This is a genomic window from Mycobacterium sp., assembly GCF_036488105.1.
GTDB lineage: Bacteria > Actinomycetota > Actinomycetes > Mycobacteriales > Mycobacteriaceae > Mycobacterium.
This window is the reverse complement of record NZ_DASXHW010000253.1, coordinates 16,943-34,947: the sequence shown is the minus strand read 5'-3', so window position 1 is coordinate 34,947 and position 18,005 is coordinate 16,943. Positions and strand designations below refer to the sequence as shown.

Genomic DNA, 18,005 nt, shown 5'->3' with positions numbered 1-18,005 from the left:
GAGGCGCGTCGGGCCGGCCTGGAATTGATCTCCGTCGGCGTCGACGATCTCGGCGAGCTGCAGCCCGCTTTCGACGAGCTGAGGCCATTGCAGAGGGCGTCCATCGACACTGCGCTCGCCGCGGCGCTGACTGATCTGCAGCAATCGGGCCGCACCGTCGCGGCCGTGTCTTCGGCTGCCGCACAAGCACTTTCGTCGGCCGATGTCGGGCTGGGCGTAATGCCGAATTCCGACGGGGAGCCGCCGCCTTGGACGGCCGATCTGATCCTGAGCGACCTCGACGGCGTGTGGCGGCTGTTGCACGCCGTTCCGGCGGCCAAATCGGCGAGCCGGCGCGGAATCGAGATCGCAACCGGCGCGACGGCATTGGGCGCGCTGCTGATGGTCCCCGGCGTGCGTGGGCGCGGGCCGGGCCCGGTGACGACGGGCGCGGCCGCCGGTCTGCTGTCGGGCTATCTGATGGCCCGCCGGGTGCTGCGGACACCGGCCCCGCTGCCGGCTCCGATGCACGAGTGGCACGCCATGTCGATCGAGCAGGTCCGCAAGATGTTGCCGCCACCGGACGCCGAACAGACAGAGCAGCCGCGGCACGGCATCGCCACCCGGGCAAAGGAAACCGCCCAGCGTGGTGCCGAGCTGACCGGGCGCCCGCGACAGGCGGTCTGGCAATTCGCCAAGGCGGTGCGCGCCGAACTGTCCGATCCGCTGACCCCGGTGCTGGCTCTCGGCTCGGCGGCGAGCGCGGTGCTGGGCTCGCCGGTCGACGCGGTGCTGGTCGGATCGGTGCTCACCGGAAACTCCATGCTGGCGGCCAGCCAGCGGCTGCGCGCCGAAAGCCGATTGAAGGAGCTGCTGGCTCAACAGATTCCACCGGCCCGCAAAGTGACGTTCGACCCGGACGGGTCGCCGGTCTACACCGATGTGCAGGCCGCGCAACTGCGGCCGGGCGATGTGATCGAGGTGCGCACCCACGAAGTGGTGCCCGCCGACGCTCGGCTGATCGAGGAAGAGGACCTCGAGGTCGACGAATCCACCCTCACCGGTGAGTCGCTGCCGGTGGAGAAGCAGGTCGAGTCCACACCGGGCGCCGATCTGGCCGAGCGCCGCTGCATGCTCTACGGCGGCACCACCATCGTGGCGGGCACCGCGGTGGCGCTGGTCACCGCCGTCGGCGCCGACACCCAGGCGCGCCGCGCCGCCGACCTGGTGTCCAGTGAGCTTCCGCAGATCGGACTCGAACATCAGCTCAGCCAACTGACCAACCGGGCGTTCCCGGTCAGCGTGACCGGCGGGCTACTGGTCAGTGGCCTTGGCCTGTTGCGCAGCAAGGGTATTCGTCAGGCCGTGGCCAGTGGGATCGCGATCACGGTGGCGGCGGTGCCGGAGGGAATGCCGCTGGTGGCGACCCTCGCCCAGGCGGCGTCGGCTCGACGGCTGACGAATTACGGTGCACTGGTTCGTGTCCCGCGATCGGTGGAGGCGTTGGGCCGCATCGACGTGGTGTGCTTTGACAAGACCGGGACGCTGTCCGAAAACCGCCTGCGGGTATCGCAGGTGCATCCCGCGGCGAGCTATTCACGCGAAGACGTGTTGCGCTGCGCGGCGCTCGCCGCACCCGACGCCAACGGCGGACCGCAGATACACGCGACCGACCGCGCGATCATCGAGGCCGCGCAGGCGGTCAACGGCTCGAACCCGGCGCCCGAAGCCGACGCGCATCTACCGTTCCGGTCGGGCCGGTCGTTCTCGGCGTCGGTGTTCGGCGACGAGCTGACCGTCAAGGGCGCACCCGAAGTCGTTCTGGCCGCGTGCAACGACGTCGGGCCGGACATCGACAACACCGTGCGTCAGCTGGCGGCCGAGGGGCTGCGGGTGATCGCCGTTGCGCGGCGCCGGCTGACGCAGGAGCAGGCACAGCTGGTCGCGGAGGACGAAGACACCATCGCCGACCTGGCCGGCGGCGAGCTGACATTCGCGGGCTTCCTCGGGCTTTCCGACACGCCCCGGGCCGAAGCCCCCGCGCTGCTGGCGGGGCTCGCTGAGCGCGAGATCGGCATCCGACTGATCACCGGAGACCACCCCATCACCGCCACGGCGATCGCGCGGGAACTGGGGATGTCGGTGACGGCGGAAGAGGTCATCAGCGGAGCTGACTGGGATGCTCTGTCGCGCAGGGATCAGGAGCGGGCGGTCACCGAGCGGGTGATCTTCGCCCGGATGTCGCCGGAGAACAAGGTGCAGGTCGTCCAGACGCTGGAACGCGTCGGCAAGGTCTGCGCCATGGTCGGCGACGGTTCCAACGACGCCGCAGCGATCCGGGCGGCGACCGTCGGCATAGGCGTCGTCGCCCGCGGGAGCGATTCGTCGAGTGTTTCGGCCGACGTGGTGCTGGTCGACGCGCGCATCGAGGCGCTGCTCACCGCGATCGAGGAAGGCCGCGAGCTGTGGCGGCGGGTTCAGGCCGCGGTGTCGGTGCTTCTCGGCGGCAACGCCGGCGAGGTCGCGTTCGCGATCATCGGCGCCGCGATCACCGGCAATTCGCCACTCAACACCCGGCAACTGCTGCTGGTGAACATCTTCACCGACGCGCTGCCCGCCGCGGCCCTGGCGGTCAGCAAGCCGAGCGGACCGGTTCAGACCGAAGGCCGCGGCCCCGACGAGCAGGCGCTGTGGCGCGCCGTCGCCGTCCGCGGCGCCACCACTGCGGCCGCTGCGACGGCGGCATGGGCAATGGCCGGGTTCACCGGGCGGCCGCAACGGGCGTCAACAGTGGCACTGGTCGCCTTGGTGTCGGCTCAGCTGGGTCAGACGCTGCTCGAGTCACACACTCCGCTGGTGGTGTTGACGGCGGGCGGCTCGCTGGCCGTGATGGGAACCCTGATCAGCATCCCCGGCGTCAGCCAATTGCTTGGCTGTACCCCGCTGGGCCCGCTGGCCTGGGGGCAGGCGCTGGGCTCAGCCGGGGTTGCGACCGCCGCGATGGCCGTCGCGACCCGCGCCTTCGCAGATAAGCGCCCCTTGGAGCTTGAGGCCGCTGATCCGACTCCGACCGAGTCGCCACGACCTCCACAGCGCCGACGCGCCACAGAACGGCGTACAACTGGATCAAAGGAACGGTCAGAAGGCCAGCCACAGCTCCGCCTAGTGGGTCGGCGAGAGAATCGGTCGTCGACATAACCCCGACAGTGACCGCATCACCAGTCACAATGGCAACGCTTACGTTACTGAAAGGCAAATGATGGCCGAAAAGAACACGCGGCGCGAGACCTCTCAGGCAGATGCCGTCGCCCATATCCGGGAAGGCGAGACCTTCGCCATCAACCTGCCGGTTATCGGGCAGGTCGAAATTCCGCGACCCGAAGCGCTCGCCTATTACGGCGGTTTAGCGGCTCTAGCTGCATTCGAGCTGATCGACTGGCCGGTCGCCGTGGTCATCGCGGCAGGTCATCTGCTGGCCGCCAACCATCACAACAAGCTGCTCGAGGAGCTCGGCGAGGCCATCGAGGACGCCGAGTAGCCCTCAGCTCGCGTCGTCCTGCAGCACTTGGCGTGCGGCCTCGACATCGTGGTGGATCGGCATGCACATCAGCTCGGCCACCCGGTACATGAAGCTGTCCGGTGCCAACACGATGAGGATCGCATCGTCCGCGAGCAGGCGATCCAGCTCCGAGAACCCGGCACTGTCCAGATATTTGATGCTGCTCAGCTGAAGAATGACCGGCCGTGCGCCCGGCAGTTCCTGCACCGATCGGGCGAATGCGCGGACGTTCGACGCGTCGACCTCGCCGGTCACTGTCACCTCGACGGGTGTTGACCCGTCGCCGTTCTCTGCGACCTGCAGCTGAAATTCCGCGCGGCTCACGATTTCACGCCCTCCACCAGACCGGACTCGGGAAGAACCGCACGCTCAAAGCTCAGCGTGATTCGCGTGCCACCCGGAGTTCGCGACGTCTTCACGCCGTCGGCCAGGCCGTTGATCATCGTCAGCCCCCGGCCGCGCCGCAGGGTGCGTTGGCTGGCCGACGAATCACCCGACCATTGACCGGCGTCGCTGATCGTCGCGGTGACCGTATGGCCGCGGACAAAGGCTTCGATGGAAACCGTCTTGGCGGCGTCGCCGCCGCTGCCATGCTCGATCGCGTTGGTCACCGCCTCCCCGACGGCCAACAGGATGTCGGATTCGCGCTGTGAATCGACGGCGACGCCGGAAATCCAGTCGCGCAACCGATGTCGCGCCTCGGCGATGTGGTTCAGCGAGGCGGGAACCACGGTGGCGAAACTGCGGGCCGAGGTGTGGCATAGTCGCAGCGCCGACACCACGACGTCGTCGGTGTAGCCGCCGGCCGGAGCCATCCGTTCCAGCAGCTCGTCGCACAGATCCCCGACCGGAAGATCGGCGCGGTAGGCGGCCGCGCCTTGCAGCCGGGCGAATCCCTGATCGAGCGTCTCCCCCGGCCGCTCGATCAGCCCGTCGGTGTACAGCAGGATCAGGCTGCCCGGCGGCAACTCGTGGACGGCGGTGTTCTGCTCGAGCGGGGTTTCCCAGGCCGCCACCGGTGGACGTCGGCCGGCCGACAGGAACACCGGCGGTTGGTCCGGCGTCACCAGCAGCGGATAGGGATGTCCCGCACAGGAATAGCTGACGCGGGCAGTGCCGTCTCCGGCTTCCGGATCCAGGCCGTCGTCGATCACCGCGTAGCTGACCGTCGCACAGCGCGCGCCGGGCACCGTCGCCGCGTAGCGGTCCAACGAGGTCAGCACCGCCCCCGGGTCGGCGTCGGTCAGCGCGCTGGCCGCCACCGCCGCACGCAACCTGCTCATCGCGATCGCGGCGGGCAGGCCATGCCCGACGACGTCGCCGACGGAGATCGCCACCTGGCCCGGATGTGCCAGCGGTACGACGAGATACCAGTCACCACCCACACGCATCGCCTCACCGCCGGGTTGGTAGACCGCCGCGACAACTGCCGCGGTCGACCCGTGGTCGAGATCGAGCAGATGGTCCTGGAAGTCCACCGCGATCCGATGTTCACGCTGAACGCTGCGGATACGGTCGACAGCCGACTGGGTGATCTTGGCAACCTGGGCGGCCCAATCGAGTTCAGCGAGATCGAATTCTCGCGGCGTCGACCACAGCATCCCGAGCGAACCAATGACCTTTCCGTCCGGACCGCGCAGCGGCTGGCTGATGCACGAGCGCACCGACTCCTGTGTTTCGGTCACCACATGCCCATAGCGCGAGCCGAGACTGAGCGTGTCCGTGATGATCATCGGCTGACCGGATTTGACGACGTCGACCGGCACGATCGGGGTGTCCATCGACGCGATGTGGTAGCGGTCGCGCATCTCGGGCGGCACCGCGGCGCTGTATTCGAAGCGGAGGTTTTTGGATTCGGCGTCGAGCAACCCCAGACAGATGATCGGCGGATCACCGGAGGCGTACACAGCACCCTGCAGCGCGTCGACGATCGCGACACTGGACTCGGCGGCCTGCAGAGCCGCGTCGAGCTGCGCGAAATTCAGCGCTTCCTGTGCCCGCGCGTCGCTGGATCGGCGACTGGCGCGTTCGCGCGCGGCGGCCGACAGCCGTGCCGCGACATGATCGATTAAATCCTGTGAGCTGAAGGGTTTTGGCAGGTAATCGTCAGCACCACTCGAGAAACCCTCTCTGATGGCTTCGGCGCCGGCCCGCGCGGACAACATCACCACCGGTATGGCCGCCAGCGCCGGGTCGGCACGAATGGCCGCGACGAATTCAAAGCCGTTGAGCCGCGGCATCATCACATCTGTCACGATGACACTCGGGCGAAGTCTACGAGCGAATTCGATGCCCTCTTGCCCGTCGGCAACGAGTACCGTTCGCCAATGCGCCGACAGTACCCGCTCCAAATGCGTTCGCATATCAGCGTTGTCGTCGGCGATCAGTACCAGCTCGCGCCCGTCGGTCACCGGCGCAGCGTCCTGCGACGACGTCTCCAACGGCGTCACCCATTGGTCCGCCTCGACGACATACGGGTTATCCAGCAGCGCGGCAGGTGAATGGCCGACCGGCCTGCCGTCCACCGATCGCGGCAACCCGATGGTGACCGTGGTGCCGCGCTCGAGTTCGCTGGCGAATTCCACGCTTCCGTGTTGGAGCTCGACCAGCCCGCGCACCAGTGACAGCCCGATACCAGTGCCTTCGACGCTGCGCCCGTGCGCACTGTCGGCGCGAAAGAACCGCTCTCCCAGTCGCTTTAGGTCCGCCTCGGCGATGCCGACACCCGTGTCACGAATCATGATGCGGCAGAACGACGAATCGCTGTGTACAGCGACCGTGATCGAGCCCGTCAGCGTGTACTTCACGGCGTTGGACAGCAAATTGAGCATGATGGTCTCCCACATGCCCGGATCTACGTCGGCCACCGCCGGGCGGCAGTCCAGCACCAACTCGAGCCCGGCCCGCTGACACAGTTCGGAGAACGACGACGCGATATCCGACGTCAACGCGCCGACATCGGTGCACACCAAAGCGGCGGTGGCGCGCCCGGCTTCGATGCGGGAGAAGTCCAGCAGCGAATCAACCAGTCGTTGCAAGCGTCCGGCGTTACGCCGCGCTGTGGTCAGCCGATTCGTCAGAGCGCTGTCCGGGCCGGCGTCCGACAACGCATCGTCGAGCGGCCCCAGCAGCAATGTGAGCGGGGTGCGGAACTCGTGGCTGACGTTTGTCAGGAATGCCGTCTTCGCGTGGTCGAGTTCGGCGAACGCATCCGCCCGCTGCCGCTGCTGCTCGTAGGACACCGCCGAGGCCATCGCCGAGGACAACTGGTCGGCAAGCAACTGGCAAAAGCCGACGTACTGGTCGTCCAACGGGCAGAGCGGATTAGTTCCGACCAGCAGAGCCCCGGCGGCCGGGCCCTCGCCCAACGGCAGCAGCAGCGCCAGGTCGGGACAGTCGCCGGCCAAGACATCGTGGATGCCGTCGATCCTGGCGGCCACGTCGTGGATGACCTGCGTTTCCGACCTCGTCCGCGGCACGCCCTCGGATTTGGTCAACTTCGCCAGCGTTCTCGGCAACAACGGCAGCACGGACGGCGTCGCTCCGCGAAGGGTCACGTCGCCCGTCGCGGGATCACCGACGTAGGCGGCGACCAATGGCACATCGGCGGGGTGCTCGGCGCACACCGTGATCGTTGCATTGGCCGCATCGTCAATCGTGTTGGTATCCATCACAGCCGAGGCCACCGCATTGAGGAGATGCAGCCGGCGTTCGCTCAGCACGCGTTCGGTGGTTTCGAAGGATGGACAGAAAATCCCGTAGGTCTTGCCGTCGTCGCCGATCAGCGGACTGTAGGTGAAGGTGAAATATCGCTCCCGGCGGCGGCCAGCGGTCACCATCGGCAGCATCAGGTCGTGCGACCAGGTAGCTTCGCCGGTCGCGATGACGCTGGCCAGCATCGGGCTGATCGGCTGCCAGATATCCCACCAGGCGTACTGGCCGCGCTGGCCCAACGCTTCCGGGTGCCGGTCACCCAGGATCGAGATGTAGGCGTCGTTGTAGATCAGGAACAGATCCTCGGCACCCAGCCACAACACGATCGGGAAGCGCGACGTCAACACCACCGCGACCGCGGACCGCACTTCCGGCTGCCACGACTGCGGCGAGCCGAGGGGATGAGCGGTCCAATCGAATTCAGCGAACCGCCGGCCCATCTGCCCGCCGAGCGCCACGGCCGCGGCGAGGTCAGGTGGCAGCACCTCGGGATCGCGTGGCCAGCCGCGGCGTTGCTCTCCGCTCACGACCCCTGCTCGGAATCACGGCCTTCCAGTGCATCGGGCAACGTGGGATAGAGGTCCAGCAGGCTATCCAGATTCGTCACCTCGATCGGTCGAACAACGAGGCCGTTATCGGCGACCAACCGAACGGACGTCCCGGCCTGCAAACCTTGCTTGTGGCAATCCAGCACAGCGTTCAGACCGGCGCTGCCGAAATACGTCACGCCTTGTAAGTCGAGGATCAGCAATCGAGATTCTTGGCTTTCGGCCTGCTGCAGCGCCGACTGCAACTGCGACCGCAGCTCGCCGGCGGTGCTGGAATCGATCTCCCCGACGGCATGCACCAGCACGGCTTCCGGTCGAACCTCGGAGTCGATCACCAACAATTCCATCGCGTCACCCGCTTCGATGCACTCGATTCGTCAGCCTGGGACCACGGGTATTGGTCCAGACCGCTGGACAACAACGCCGCCCTGACCCCGCCGTCCACGGTTTGGTCGAGCCTATCTGGCAGCGCGCTTACGTGGTGGATTCACCGGGAATACGCTGGTGCACTGTTAACAGCAGATGGTCGAAGGTGGCTTGGGTCTCCGCCGGCGCCGGTGGCAGCGTGGCGTTTTCGGTGATGAGTTGTTTCGCCAGCGAACGCACCTTGGTGTTGGTCTCCTGCGATCGCCACCGCAGCACGCCGAAGGCCTGTTCGGGGCTGATCCGGTAGATCGCCATCAGCAGGCCTTTGGCTTGCTCTATCAGGGCACGCGCCTCGAATAGATCGGGCAGGGCCTCGTCGAGGGCCACCTGGCGGGTCTCGACGAAGGTCTCGGTGAGGTCGAGGTAGTAACCGGCGGTACCCACCACCGCGCCAGTGTCGTCGGACATCCGGTCGGCCACCACGATCGCGTCGTGCACGGTGCCGGCGGTGTCGACGAAGCGATGACGGTCCGAGAACGAGCCCTGGGACAACAGTGCCCGGTCGAGCAGGTCCTGGACATGACTGCGGTCGTCGGGATGCTTGTGCGAGAGCAGCAACTCCGTCGTGGGCTCGACGGACCCGGGTTCGTAGCCGTGCATCCGGGCCAGCTCGTCCGACCACTCCCAGCGTTGGCCGACGAACCAGAATCGGAAAGCCCCTACGCCCGGCTTCTCGTCGTCGACCGCCGGCCACCGAGCTGGCCAGGCATCGATCCCAATGCTTGTTCCAGCCACCTCCCGCACGCGACATATCCTTCCACCCACGAACACGCTTGCCTACCGATTAGGCGTGACGTGATTGGGTCGCCACCCGCTGAAGCGGTACCGCGAATTTCTGCACGCCTGCGCACCGCCCTCCGGCTGCGCTAGCGTGGAAGCGCAATAGATACACGGGAGCGCACACCCGGTGCGCTGAGAGGACGGCTCGGGGCCGTCGACCGTAAGAACCTGACCGGGTAATGCCGACGTAGGGAGACCGGAAATGACCGAATTAGCAGTCGAACCGACCGTGACCACCGGCCCGATCGCCGGCAGTCAGAAGATCTACCGAGACCTTGAGGTGTCCCCCGCTGGGCCCGCCGCCAAGGTCCCGTTCCGCCGGGTCAATCTCTCCAACGGCGAACACCTCGACCTTTACGACACCTCCGGCCCCTACACCGATCCTGACGCGGTGATCGACGTGACTGCCGGCCTGTCGGCGCGCCCGGGCGTGGTCCGCGACCGCGGCACCCAGCTGCAGCGGGCCCGCGCCGGCGAGATCACCGCCGAGATGGCCTACATCGCCGCACGCGAGCAGATGCCGGCCGACCTGGTCCGCGACGAGGTTGCCCGCGGCCGGGCGGTGATCCCGGCCAATCACAACCACCCCGAGAGCGAGCCGATGATCATCGGCAAGGCGTTCGCGGTGAAGGTCAACGCGAACATCGGCAACTCGGCGGTCACGTCGTCGATCGCCGAAGAGGTCGACAAGATGGTGTGGGCCACCCGCTGGGGCGCGGACACCATCATGGATTTGTCCACCGGCAAGGACATTCACGCCACCCGCGAATGGATCCTGCGCAACTCACCGGTGCCGGTCGGCACCGTGCCGATCTATCAGGCGCTGGAGAAAGTCAACGGCGACCCGACGCTGCTGACGTGGGAGATGTACCGCGACACCGTGATCGAGCAGTGCGAGCAGGGCGTGGACTACATGACCGTGCACGCCGGGGTGTTGCTGCGGTACGTGCCACTGACCGCCAAGCGAGTGACCGGCATCGTGTCCCGAGGGGGTTCGATCATGGCCGCCTGGTGCCTGGCCCACCATCAGGAATCGTTCCTGTACACCAACTTTGAGGAACTGTGCGACATCTTCGCCCAGTACGACGTGACATTCTCACTCGGCGACGGGCTGCGTCCGGGATCGATCGCCGACGCCAACGACGCCGCGCAGTTCGCCGAGCTACGCACCCTGGGCGAGCTCACCAAAATCGCGAAAGCCCATGGTGCACAGGTGATGATCGAAGGCCCGGGCCACGTCCCGATGCACAAGATCGTCGAGAACGTGCGGCTGGAAGAGGAGCTGTGCGAGGAGGCCCCGTTCTACACGCTGGGGCCGCTGACCACCGACATCGCACCGGCGTATGACCACATTACGTCGGCGATCGGCGCGGCGATCATCGCCCAGGCCGGCACGGCGATGCTGTGCTACGTCACACCCAAAGAACACCTCGGCCTGCCCGACCGCAAGGATGTCAAGGACGGTGTGATCGCCTACAAGATCGCGGCCCACGCCGGCGATCTGGCCAAGGGGCATCCGCACGCACAAGAGCGGGACAACGCGTTGTCGCAGGCGCGCTTCGAATTCCGCTGGCACGATCAGTTCGCACTGTCGCTCGATCCCGACACCGCGCGGGAGTATCACGACGAGACGCTGCCGGCCGAGCCGGCCAAGACCGCCCACTTCTGCTCGATGTGCGGGCCGAAGTTCTGCTCGATGCGGATCACCCAGGACGTCCGGGAGTACGCGGCCAAGCACGGACTCGACAGCGAGGAAGCCATCGAGGCCGCCATGGCGGAGAAGTCGGTCGAGTTTGCCGAGCACGGCAACCGGGTGTATCTGCCGCTCGCCCAGTGAGTTACCTTCCGCTGGCGCCGTCCGGTACGACGCCACTGCGGGTGCTGACGGTCGCCGGATCGGACTCCGGTGGAGGCGCGGGTGTTCAGGCCGACATCCGCACCTGCACCCTGCTGGGCGTGCACACGCTCTGCGCGGTAACGGCGGTGACGGTACAGAACTCGGTGGGCGTCAAGGACTTTCACAAGATCCCGGCCGAGGTGGTCGTCGCGCAAATCGCGGCGGTGTGCGACGATATCGGACTGCAGGCCGCCAAGACCGGGATGCTCGCATCGGCCGAGATCATCAACGCGGTCGCGCAGAGTTGGCGCGAGCACGGTGCCGGCGTGCCACTGGTGGTCGACCCGGTGTCTGCATCGATGCACGGCGATCCTCTGCTCGATGACCCCGCACTGGATTCGCTTCGGGCCGAACTGTTTCCGCTGGCGACCTTGGTGACACCCAATCTGCACGAGGTACGGCTGCTGGTCGGTATCGACGTCGTCGACGCGAAAACTCAGGCCGATGCGGCTCGCGCCCTGCACGCGCTGGGGCCGAGATGGGCAATGGTCAAGGGCGGACACCTGCAAGGGTCGACCAGCAGCACCGATTTATTGTTCAATGGCAACGACTTTCACGAGTTCAATGCACCGCGGGTAGACACCACAAACGACCACGGCGCGGGCGACACATTGGCCGCCGCGACGGCCTGCGCGCTGGCGCACGGTTACCCGGTGCTCGACGCGGTCTCGTTCGCCAAAGGCTGGGTCACCGAATGCCTGCGGAACTCCTATCCACTCGGACACGGCCATGGCCCGGTATCTCCGTTGTTTAGGCTGCACCCGTGATCGACCTGGGGCAGATCGCGGGCGTCGCCCACGAACCGGACGGAACACCGGCCGGTGTGGTGGTGCTGACGCACGGCGCCGGCGGCAACAGTGAATCGCCGCTGCTGCAAAGACTTTGCGACGAGTGGGCCCGACGCGGCTGGCTTGCCGTCCGCTACAACCTGCCCTACCGGCGGAGACGAGCCAAAGGCCCGCCCTCGGGTTCGGGGACAGGCGATCGCGCCGGCATTGTCGAGGCCATCACCGTCTGCCGCGGCTTGGCCGACGGCCCGCTGATCGCCGGCGGCCATTCCTACGGCGGCCGGATGACGTCCATGGTGGTGGCCGCGAAAGAAGTGGACGTCGAGGTGCTGACGTTGTTCTCCTATCCGGTGCATCCGCCGGGCAAGCCCGAACGCGCCCGCACCGAACACTTGCCCGACATCGCGGCGCCGACAGTGTTCACTCACGGCACGTCGGATCCGTTCGGCACTCCGGATGAGGTACGCGGCGCCGCGGCGTTGATTCCCGCGCCGACGCAGATCGTCGAGATCGCCGGTGCGCGGCACGATCTGGGCTCCAAGACACTCGATGTGCCCGGATTGGCGGTGGCCGCGGCACTGCGACTGCTTGGCCGCGGGTAAGCGCTCAGGCCGGGCGGCAGCTGCGCTCTCGCACAATGTCGGCCGCAACGTCGGCAAGCTTGACGTTGGTCTCCTGCGATGTTCGGCGCAGTATGCCGAAGGCGTCGTCGTCCGACACGTCGTTCAACACCATCAGCATGCCGATAGCTTTGCCGATCGCGCGACTGCTCGCCAGTCCGCGTCGCAGCGAGGCGACGTCTTCGCCTTGCGCCACGGCATTCGTCGCAACCGTGGCGAACGCGCCCAACACCAGCGCACACTCGACTGATCGCTCGTCGAAGGCATTGGCTCTGTCGGAAAATAGGTTGAGTGCGCCGGCCCGTTCCCGGTCAACCGGCAGCCGAACGCTCAGAGCGCCGCGCACCGGTGTCTCGGCGAGCACCCGGTTCGCCAACGACGGCCACCGACTGTCCGTGGTCAGGTCGGTCTGAATTTGAGCGGTGCACTCTTCGATCGCGTCCAGACATGGGCCACTACCCAGCGCCAGTTCCAGTTTGTCGATCTGGCGCGCGATTGAGTCACTCACGGCGGCCGTACTGTGCACGCCGTCCCGGCGGATCATCAGGCTGGCATGGTCGCATCCGGGAACCGTCAATGTTGCCGCGACGCAGATCGCGGCGTACATCTCTTTCGGCGTTGAGGCTTCGCGGGCGATCTCAGCCAAGGATGCGAACACAACTGGTGGATCGACGGACGACACCGCAACCTCCTTTCCCGGGTGAAGTCCAATGGGCGGCAGCCGGCGCAGATACCTCGCGGCCCGGCTGCCGCCCATCGCGCCGTCAAGCGTTGATCACCTCGCGCTTGGTGGCTTTGTCGTTGAGGGTTCGTTGCGCATCACCACGACCGATGGTGATCTTGCGTGGCTTGGCTCTCTCCGCGACCGGAATGCGGAGCCGCAACACGCCCTCCTGATAGGAGGCTTCGATGCGGTCGGTGTCGAGATTCTCACCGAGAACCAGCTGGCGGCTGAAGATTCCGCGCGGCCGCTCGGTCGCGAGCATCTCGCGATTCGGATCGACGGCCGGACGTTCTGCCCGAACAGTCACGACGTTGCGCTCGATGTCGAGGTCCAGTGAGTCCTGGTCGATGCCAGGTAGGTCGAACTCGACGAAGAATGCATCGCCTTCACGCCAGGCGTCCATCGGCATCACCGCTGGACGGGCGGCCGTGCCCAGCGCCTGCTGGGTGTAACGGTCCAGCTCGCGGAATGGGTCGGTACGCATCAGCATGGTGGTCACCCCTGCCTCTCCAATCTTCCATCTGTGTCACCTGTAATCTGTGCCTTGCAACACAGATTTTATATAGCACGGGTGAGAATAAGTCGCAAGTATGCTAGAAAGGTTTCCTGTAGCTGTAGCCAAGGATGACTGTGAAGAACGATCGACCTGACCCTCAGGACCTGCCAGCCGCGAGCCATGGTGTGTATGGCATCTCGGTGGCCGCGGAACTTTCCGGTATCCCCGTGCAGTCGTTACGGCTCTATGAGAGCCACGGCCTGCTCGCCCCGATTCGCAGCGATGGTGGCACCCGCCGATACAGCTCCGACGACCTCGCTCGCATTCGACGGATCAGCGGATTGGTCGCTGCCGGAGTCAACCTCGCCGGTATCGGCCGCATTCTTGAACTCGAGGACGACAACGCGGCGTTGCTCGCCGAGAACCGCGCACACACCGAGAAGGCGACAAGGAACACCAAGCCCAGCTAGGGCCCCGTCGATTGCCGGTACCCGGGGTACTGCGTATATTGTCGTGCCATGAGTTCGGAGGACTTCGAGGTCCTGATCGTCGGGGCCGGCTTCGGCGGTATCGGCGCGGCAATCCAGCTCAAGCGCATGGATATCGACGATTTCATCATCCTCGACCGGGAGGACGACCTCGGCGGAACCTGGCATGTCAACCACTATCCGGGCCTGGCCGTCGATGTCCCCACCACCACTTACTCGTATTTCTTTGAACCCAACCCGAATTGGTCGCGGTTGTTCACCCCTGGACCAGAGATCAAGGAGTACGCCGCGGGGGTGGCCGACAAGTACGACGTGCGCCGGCACATGCGGTTCAACACCGTGGTGGAAAGCGCCCGCTGGGACGAAGAGGCCCGTCGCTGGCAGGTGGCGCTGTCCGGTGGCGACGTGCTGTCGGCGCGCTACCTGATCACCGCCACCGGGTTTTTATCCCAGCCGAAGACACCCGACATCCCTGGGATCACCACGTTCGACGGCAAGGTCATCCACACCACCGAGTGGGAGGAAGACTTCGATCCGACCGGCAGGCGGATCGGGATCATCGGCACCGGCGCGACGGCAGTGCAGCTGATTCCGAAACTCGCGGACAAGGCCGTCGATCTCACCGTCTATCAGCGCACCCCGATCTGGGTGGCACCGAAGATCGACCTGCAGTTCCCGGATCGGGCCAAACGGCTCTTCGCCCGTTTACCGTGGACTCAGCGGATGATCCGGACCATTACCGACACCATCTACGAGTTGATGATCACGGTCGGCGTGGTGCGATACCGGGTACCACTGTTCCGGCGGCTCAACATCTCGGCGATGGATCTGTGCAAGATCAACCAGTTCCTGGCAATTCGTGACAAGGAACTGCGCCGCAAGCTCACCCCCGACTACGACATCGGGTGTAAGCGACCGACGTTCTCCAACACCTATTTCCGCAGCTTCGCCAAACCGCACGTGCATCTGCAGGCCGACGGGATCGAACGCGTCGAGGCCGACGGCATCGTCAACGCCGACGGATCGAAGACCCACATCGACACGCTGGTGCTGGCCACCGGATTCGACCTGTGGGAGGCCAACTTCCCGGCCATCGAGGTGATCGGCCGCGATGGCCGCAACCTCGGAAAGTGGTGGCGCGACACGCGATTCCAGGCGTATCAGGGCGTATCGATGCCCTACTTCCCGAACTACCTCAGCTTGGCCAGCCCATTCGCCTTCTTGGGGCTGAACTTCTTCAACACCATGGAATACCAGATGCGGTTGATGGAACGGCTTTTCACTGAGCTCAAACGCCGGGGTGCAGACACCTTCGAAGTGACCGAAGAGGCTAACGCGCGCTACCTCGACCGGATGACCGAACTGCTGGGCGATTCACTGTGGACGCTGGGTAACTGCGCCACGTCACGTTCCTACTATTTCAACCCGAGCGGCGAACCCTCGCTGCTGCGTCCGATGGCCACCTCGACAGCTATCGAAGAAGCGTCGAATTTCCCGCTGAGCGACTACGCGATCGCCTAAGGAGCTTCATGTCCCGCAAAAGTAATCGCGTCGCCCGCTCGGGTTGATCGGATACCTCGCTTACCTGGGCGGGAACGCTATCCGCCAGTCCCAAAAACCGTAGCTTCCATCAGTTTTCGCACACACGCCTGCGAATAGGCGGAGTTGTCCGCCGAGTTCTCGTAGTGCACCAGCCGTCCCACATCGACTACCAGCGCCATCGCCGCATGGACCAGAACACGGGCCTGCGTCTTGGTGAGCGCGGGCCGCGCCGCTGCCAGTAAGCGCATCCAGGCATCAATCGTGGAGCGCTGCACGCTGCGCAGCAGTTCCTGATCCACCCGCGTCAGGTTCACCCGCTCGGTGTAGTAGATCGCGGCCAGATCTGGATTCGCGAACGAGATAGCCACGTATGCCTCGATCAGCAAGGTGAGCATCTGGCCCGGTTCGGTCAGCCCGGTCAGGATCGCCGACAGCCGGCCCGAAACCCGATCGGCCGCACGCCGCAACCCCGTCGCGAGGATGTCGCACTTGCCGGGGAAGTAACGGTAGATCCCCGATATCGGAATACCGACGGCCGACGCGATCTCGGCCATGCTGGTCTCGGAATAACCCTTGCGATCGTGTCGTGGCCGGTGCTGCTGTTCTCGAACGTGTGCATGACGTGACCGGCAACGCCGCGGAATTCTGTCGATGCCGGATTCACATACCTCGGCACGCGGCCTGATCTGGAGGAGACCCGTGAGCAATCGTCAGGTAGTACTCGGAGTCGTGGGCGCCGCGTTGATAGCCGCCGGACTGCTGGCGCTGTGGTTTCCGGTGCACGTGGGTCAATACGATCAATGGGGAATGCCGATCAGCTGCGGCCGGGGCTTCAACGCGAGCCTGTCGCAGACGCCGGAAGCCCACGACGCCGGCCTGGCCGGCCAGTGCGAGACGGCGCTGCTGCTGCGCCGCCTCTGGGCCATCCCGGCCGCTATCATCGGCTGGGTGCTGGTCACGGTCGTCGCGGTGATATGGGTCCGCAGCACACCGGACGATGCGGAGGAAAGTACCCGATTCTGGGAGTTGCGCGGAGACGCGACCTAAGCCACCGGCCTGCCATATAGACAGTCCAAACTGTACAGTTCGAACTGTCTAATGTATGGTGGGTCAGGTGGACGGGATCAGCGAGTCGGCAGGAGCCGCCGCCCGGGATCTGCGGGTGATGTTCAGCCGACTGCGGCGCCAACTCAAGGACGTCTCGACCGGCGGCGGTCTGACACCATCGCAAACCGCGGTGCTCACCCGGCTGTGGAAAGAAGGCGCATCGTCGACCAATGCGCTGGCCGCCTCCGAGCGGGTGCGGCCGCAGTCGATGGCCGCGATCCTGGCCGGACTCGACCAGCACGGCCTTATTCGGCGTGCGCCTGACCCCAATGACGGTCGGCGACAAATGATCTCGCTGACCGCCGCCGGACGGCGCCGTGCGGAAAGCGATCGTCAGATCCGCGAGGAATGGCTGGCCCGTGCCATGCAAGAGCGCTACTCGGAGCGGGAACGCCGCGTCATCAACGACGCGCTGTCTCTGCTTCAGCGCCTCACCGACTAGTGAACGGAGCTATCAATGGAATTGGGCATACACTTCATCGACTTCCTACCGGGCGACGCGGCCCAGTTGGCGCCGGCCCTGTTGGCTACCGCGACGGCCGCCGAAGACATCGGCGCGACGATGTTCACGCTGGCCGATCACTTCTTCCAGATGGAAAATGTTGGGCGCGCGGAAGATCCCTTCTTGGAGGGCTACACCTCGCTGGGCTACCTGGCCGGCCGGACGACGAACATCACCCTGGCGTTGCTGGTCACCGGGGTCACCTACCGGCATCCGGGGCTGCTGGCCAAAACGGTGACGACTCTTGACGTGCTCTCGCAGGGCCGGTCGATGTTCGGCATCGGCGCGGCGTGGTATGAGCGTGAGCATCTCGCTCTGGGAGTTCCGTATCCGCCGCTGCGCGATCGATTCGAGATGCTTGAAGAGACGTTGCAGATCTGTCAGCAGATGTGGAGCGAGAACGACGGGCCCTATGACGGCAAGCACTACCAGTTGGCCGAGACGATCTGTCAGCCCCAGCCGATCCGGCGGCCGCAGGTCCTGATCGGTGGCGGTGGTGAGAAGAAGACGCTGCGCCTGGTCGCGCAGTACTCCGATATCTGGAACTCGACTGATTCCGACATCGACGTCCTCACTCACAAGATCGACGTGTTGACCCGCCATTGCGAAACGGTGGGTCGTGATGTCGCCGATATCCGGAAAACCGTTGGCTTCTTTGAGGACCCGTTCGAGAATCTCGACGGATACCTCAGCAAGCTCGAGCGGTTCTCCGAACTCGGCATCGACATGATCAACACCGGCCCGATGCCAGGCACACCGGATCCTGCCGGCTTCGTGAAACGCTTCGGCGACGAGGTGATGCCGAAGCTATCGGAGATCGGTTGAACCGCAGGAG

17 protein-coding genes and 1 pseudogene are annotated in these 18,005 nt (G+C 65.6%); 10 read left to right on the top strand and 8 right to left on the bottom strand.

From position 1 onward, the window contains the following. Positions 1–3,177 (top strand): cation-translocating P-type ATPase (locus VGH54_RS13285; RefSeq protein ID WP_331512468.1); only part of this gene is annotated, 3,177 nt, incomplete at its 5' end. On the opposite strand, the pseudogene VGH54_RS13280 reads toward VGH54_RS13285, so the two are convergent. Then, a pseudogene (locus VGH54_RS13280) lies at positions 3,101–3,292 on the bottom strand (hypothetical protein); the annotation flags it as partial. The gene VGH54_RS13285 and the pseudogene VGH54_RS13280 sit on opposite strands and share 77 nt — an antisense overlap. On the opposite strand from VGH54_RS13280, the gene VGH54_RS13275 reads away from it, so the two are divergent. Beyond that, positions 3,239–3,517: a hypothetical protein gene (locus VGH54_RS13275; RefSeq protein ID WP_331512473.1), complete on the top strand. Its 279-nt coding sequence runs from the start codon at positions 3,239–3,241 to the stop codon at positions 3,515–3,517. The pseudogene VGH54_RS13280 and the gene VGH54_RS13275 sit on opposite strands and share 54 nt — an antisense overlap. A gap of 3 nt (positions 3,518–3,520) precedes the next feature. On the opposite strand, the gene VGH54_RS13270 is transcribed toward VGH54_RS13275, so the two are convergent. The 4 genes from VGH54_RS13270 to VGH54_RS13255 all read right to left on the bottom strand — a co-directional run bounded on the left by VGH54_RS13270 (position 3,521) and on the right by VGH54_RS13255 (position 8,946). Next, the gene (locus tag VGH54_RS13270) at positions 3,521–3,862 is read right to left on the bottom strand and encodes an STAS domain-containing protein (RefSeq protein ID WP_331512467.1); all 342 of its coding nucleotides are present in this window, start codon (positions 3,860–3,862) and stop codon (positions 3,521–3,523) included. After that, positions 3,859–7,779 (bottom strand): SpoIIE family protein phosphatase, encoded by a 3,921-nt coding sequence (locus VGH54_RS13265; RefSeq protein ID WP_331512466.1) that lies wholly within the window; start codon positions 7,777–7,779, stop codon positions 3,859–3,861. The genes VGH54_RS13270 and VGH54_RS13265 overlap by 4 nt, the downstream gene beginning before the upstream one ends. Beyond that, positions 7,776–8,147: an STAS domain-containing protein gene (locus VGH54_RS13260; RefSeq protein ID WP_331512465.1), complete on the bottom strand. Its 372-nt coding sequence runs from the start codon at positions 8,145–8,147 to the stop codon at positions 7,776–7,778. The genes VGH54_RS13265 and VGH54_RS13260 overlap by 4 nt, the downstream gene beginning before the upstream one ends. A gap of 127 nt (positions 8,148–8,274) precedes the next feature. Then, a complete protein-coding gene (locus VGH54_RS13255) occupies positions 8,275–8,946 on the bottom strand; it encodes a PAS and ANTAR domain-containing protein (protein ID WP_414688701.1) in 672 nt (223 codons plus the stop codon). A 262-nt stretch (positions 8,947–9,208) separates the two neighbouring features. On the opposite strand from VGH54_RS13255, the gene thiC reads away from it, so the two are divergent. Genes thiC through VGH54_RS13240 form a run of 3 tightly spaced genes read left to right on the top strand, consistent with a single transcriptional unit; the run spans position 9,209 to position 12,293 of the window. Further along, positions 9,209–10,843 (top strand): phosphomethylpyrimidine synthase ThiC, encoded by a 1,635-nt coding sequence (thiC, locus tag VGH54_RS13250; protein ID WP_331512464.1) that lies wholly within the window; start codon positions 9,209–9,211, stop codon positions 10,841–10,843. Then, a complete protein-coding gene (thiD, locus tag VGH54_RS13245; protein ID WP_331512463.1) occupies positions 10,840–11,670 on the top strand; it encodes a bifunctional hydroxymethylpyrimidine kinase/phosphomethylpyrimidine kinase in 831 nt (276 codons plus the stop codon). The genes thiC and thiD overlap by 4 nt, the downstream gene beginning before the upstream one ends. Then, entirely contained in the window at positions 11,670–12,293 is a 624-nt protein-coding gene (locus VGH54_RS13240; protein WP_331512471.1) for an alpha/beta family hydrolase, read from the top strand. Before thiD ends, VGH54_RS13240 begins: the two co-directional genes overlap by 1 nt. Positions 12,294–12,297: 4 nt before the next feature. Here the strand turns inward: VGH54_RS13240 and VGH54_RS13235 are convergent, their stop codons facing one another. Both VGH54_RS13235 and VGH54_RS13230 read right to left on the bottom strand, forming a co-directional pair. After that, positions 12,298–13,032, bottom strand: coding sequence for a GAF and ANTAR domain-containing protein (locus VGH54_RS13235; RefSeq protein ID WP_414688700.1), 735 nt, complete (start codon positions 13,030–13,032; stop codon positions 12,298–12,300). Positions 13,033–13,075: 43 nt separating this feature from the next. After that, complete coding sequence (locus VGH54_RS13230) at positions 13,076–13,525, bottom strand: Hsp20/alpha crystallin family protein (protein WP_331512469.1); 450 nt, start codon at positions 13,523–13,525, stop codon at positions 13,076–13,078. Positions 13,526–13,665: 140 nt separating this feature from the next. Here VGH54_RS13230 and VGH54_RS13225 point away from each other — a divergent pair, with 140 nt between their 5' ends. Both VGH54_RS13225 and VGH54_RS13220 read left to right on the top strand, forming a co-directional pair. Then, positions 13,666–14,001, top strand: a complete 336-nt coding sequence (locus VGH54_RS13225) for a helix-turn-helix transcriptional regulator (protein WP_331512461.1) — start codon at positions 13,666–13,668, stop codon at positions 13,999–14,001. A 48-nt stretch (positions 14,002–14,049) separates the two neighbouring features. Beyond that, the gene (locus VGH54_RS13220) at positions 14,050–15,540 is read left to right on the top strand and encodes an NAD(P)/FAD-dependent oxidoreductase (protein WP_331512460.1); all 1,491 of its coding nucleotides are present in this window, start codon (positions 14,050–14,052) and stop codon (positions 15,538–15,540) included. Positions 15,541–15,617: 77 nt separating this feature from the next. On the opposite strand, the gene VGH54_RS13215 is transcribed toward VGH54_RS13220, so the two are convergent. Continuing rightward, the gene (locus VGH54_RS13215; protein WP_331512459.1) at positions 15,618–16,268 is read right to left on the bottom strand and encodes a TetR/AcrR family transcriptional regulator; all 651 of its coding nucleotides are present in this window, start codon (positions 16,266–16,268) and stop codon (positions 15,618–15,620) included. Between VGH54_RS13215 and VGH54_RS13210 the strand changes: the two genes are divergently transcribed. The 3 genes from VGH54_RS13210 to VGH54_RS13200 all read left to right on the top strand — a co-directional run bounded on the left by VGH54_RS13210 (position 16,261) and on the right by VGH54_RS13200 (position 17,995). Continuing rightward, positions 16,261–16,608, top strand: coding sequence for a hypothetical protein (locus VGH54_RS13210; RefSeq protein ID WP_331512458.1), 348 nt, complete (start codon positions 16,261–16,263; stop codon positions 16,606–16,608). The two genes, VGH54_RS13215 and VGH54_RS13210, sit on opposite strands and share 8 nt — an antisense overlap. A gap of 67 nt (positions 16,609–16,675) precedes the next feature. Next, the gene (locus VGH54_RS13205) at positions 16,676–17,110 is read left to right on the top strand and encodes a MarR family winged helix-turn-helix transcriptional regulator (protein WP_331512457.1); all 435 of its coding nucleotides are present in this window, start codon (positions 16,676–16,678) and stop codon (positions 17,108–17,110) included. Positions 17,111–17,125: 15 nt separating this feature from the next. After that, positions 17,126–17,995 (top strand): LLM class F420-dependent oxidoreductase, encoded by an 870-nt coding sequence (locus VGH54_RS13200; protein ID WP_331512456.1) that lies wholly within the window; start codon positions 17,126–17,128, stop codon positions 17,993–17,995. Positions 17,996–18,005: the final 10 nt, after the last annotated feature.

What these genes read in the sequence shown, in the direction of transcription:
- VGH54_RS13220 (WP_331512460.1), top strand. Translation starts at nt 14,050, where the DNA reads ATGAGTTCGGAGGACTTCGAGGTCCTGATCGTCGGGGCCGGCTTCGGC.
- VGH54_RS13275 (WP_331512473.1), top strand. Translation starts at nt 3,239, where the DNA reads ATGGCCGAAAAGAACACGCGGCGCGAGACCTCTCAGGCAGATGCCGTC.
- thiC (WP_331512464.1), top strand. Translation starts at nt 9,209, where the DNA reads ATGACCGAATTAGCAGTCGAACCGACCGTGACCACCGGCCCGATCGCC.
- VGH54_RS13200 (WP_331512456.1), top strand. Translation starts at nt 17,126, where the DNA reads ATGGAATTGGGCATACACTTCATCGACTTCCTACCGGGCGACGCGGCC.
- VGH54_RS13230 (WP_331512469.1), bottom strand. Translation starts at nt 13,525, where the DNA reads ATGCTGATGCGTACCGACCCATTCCGCGAGCTGGACCGTTACACCCAG.
- VGH54_RS13260 (WP_331512465.1), bottom strand. Translation starts at nt 8,147, where the DNA reads ATGGAATTGTTGGTGATCGACTCCGAGGTTCGACCGGAAGCCGTGCTG.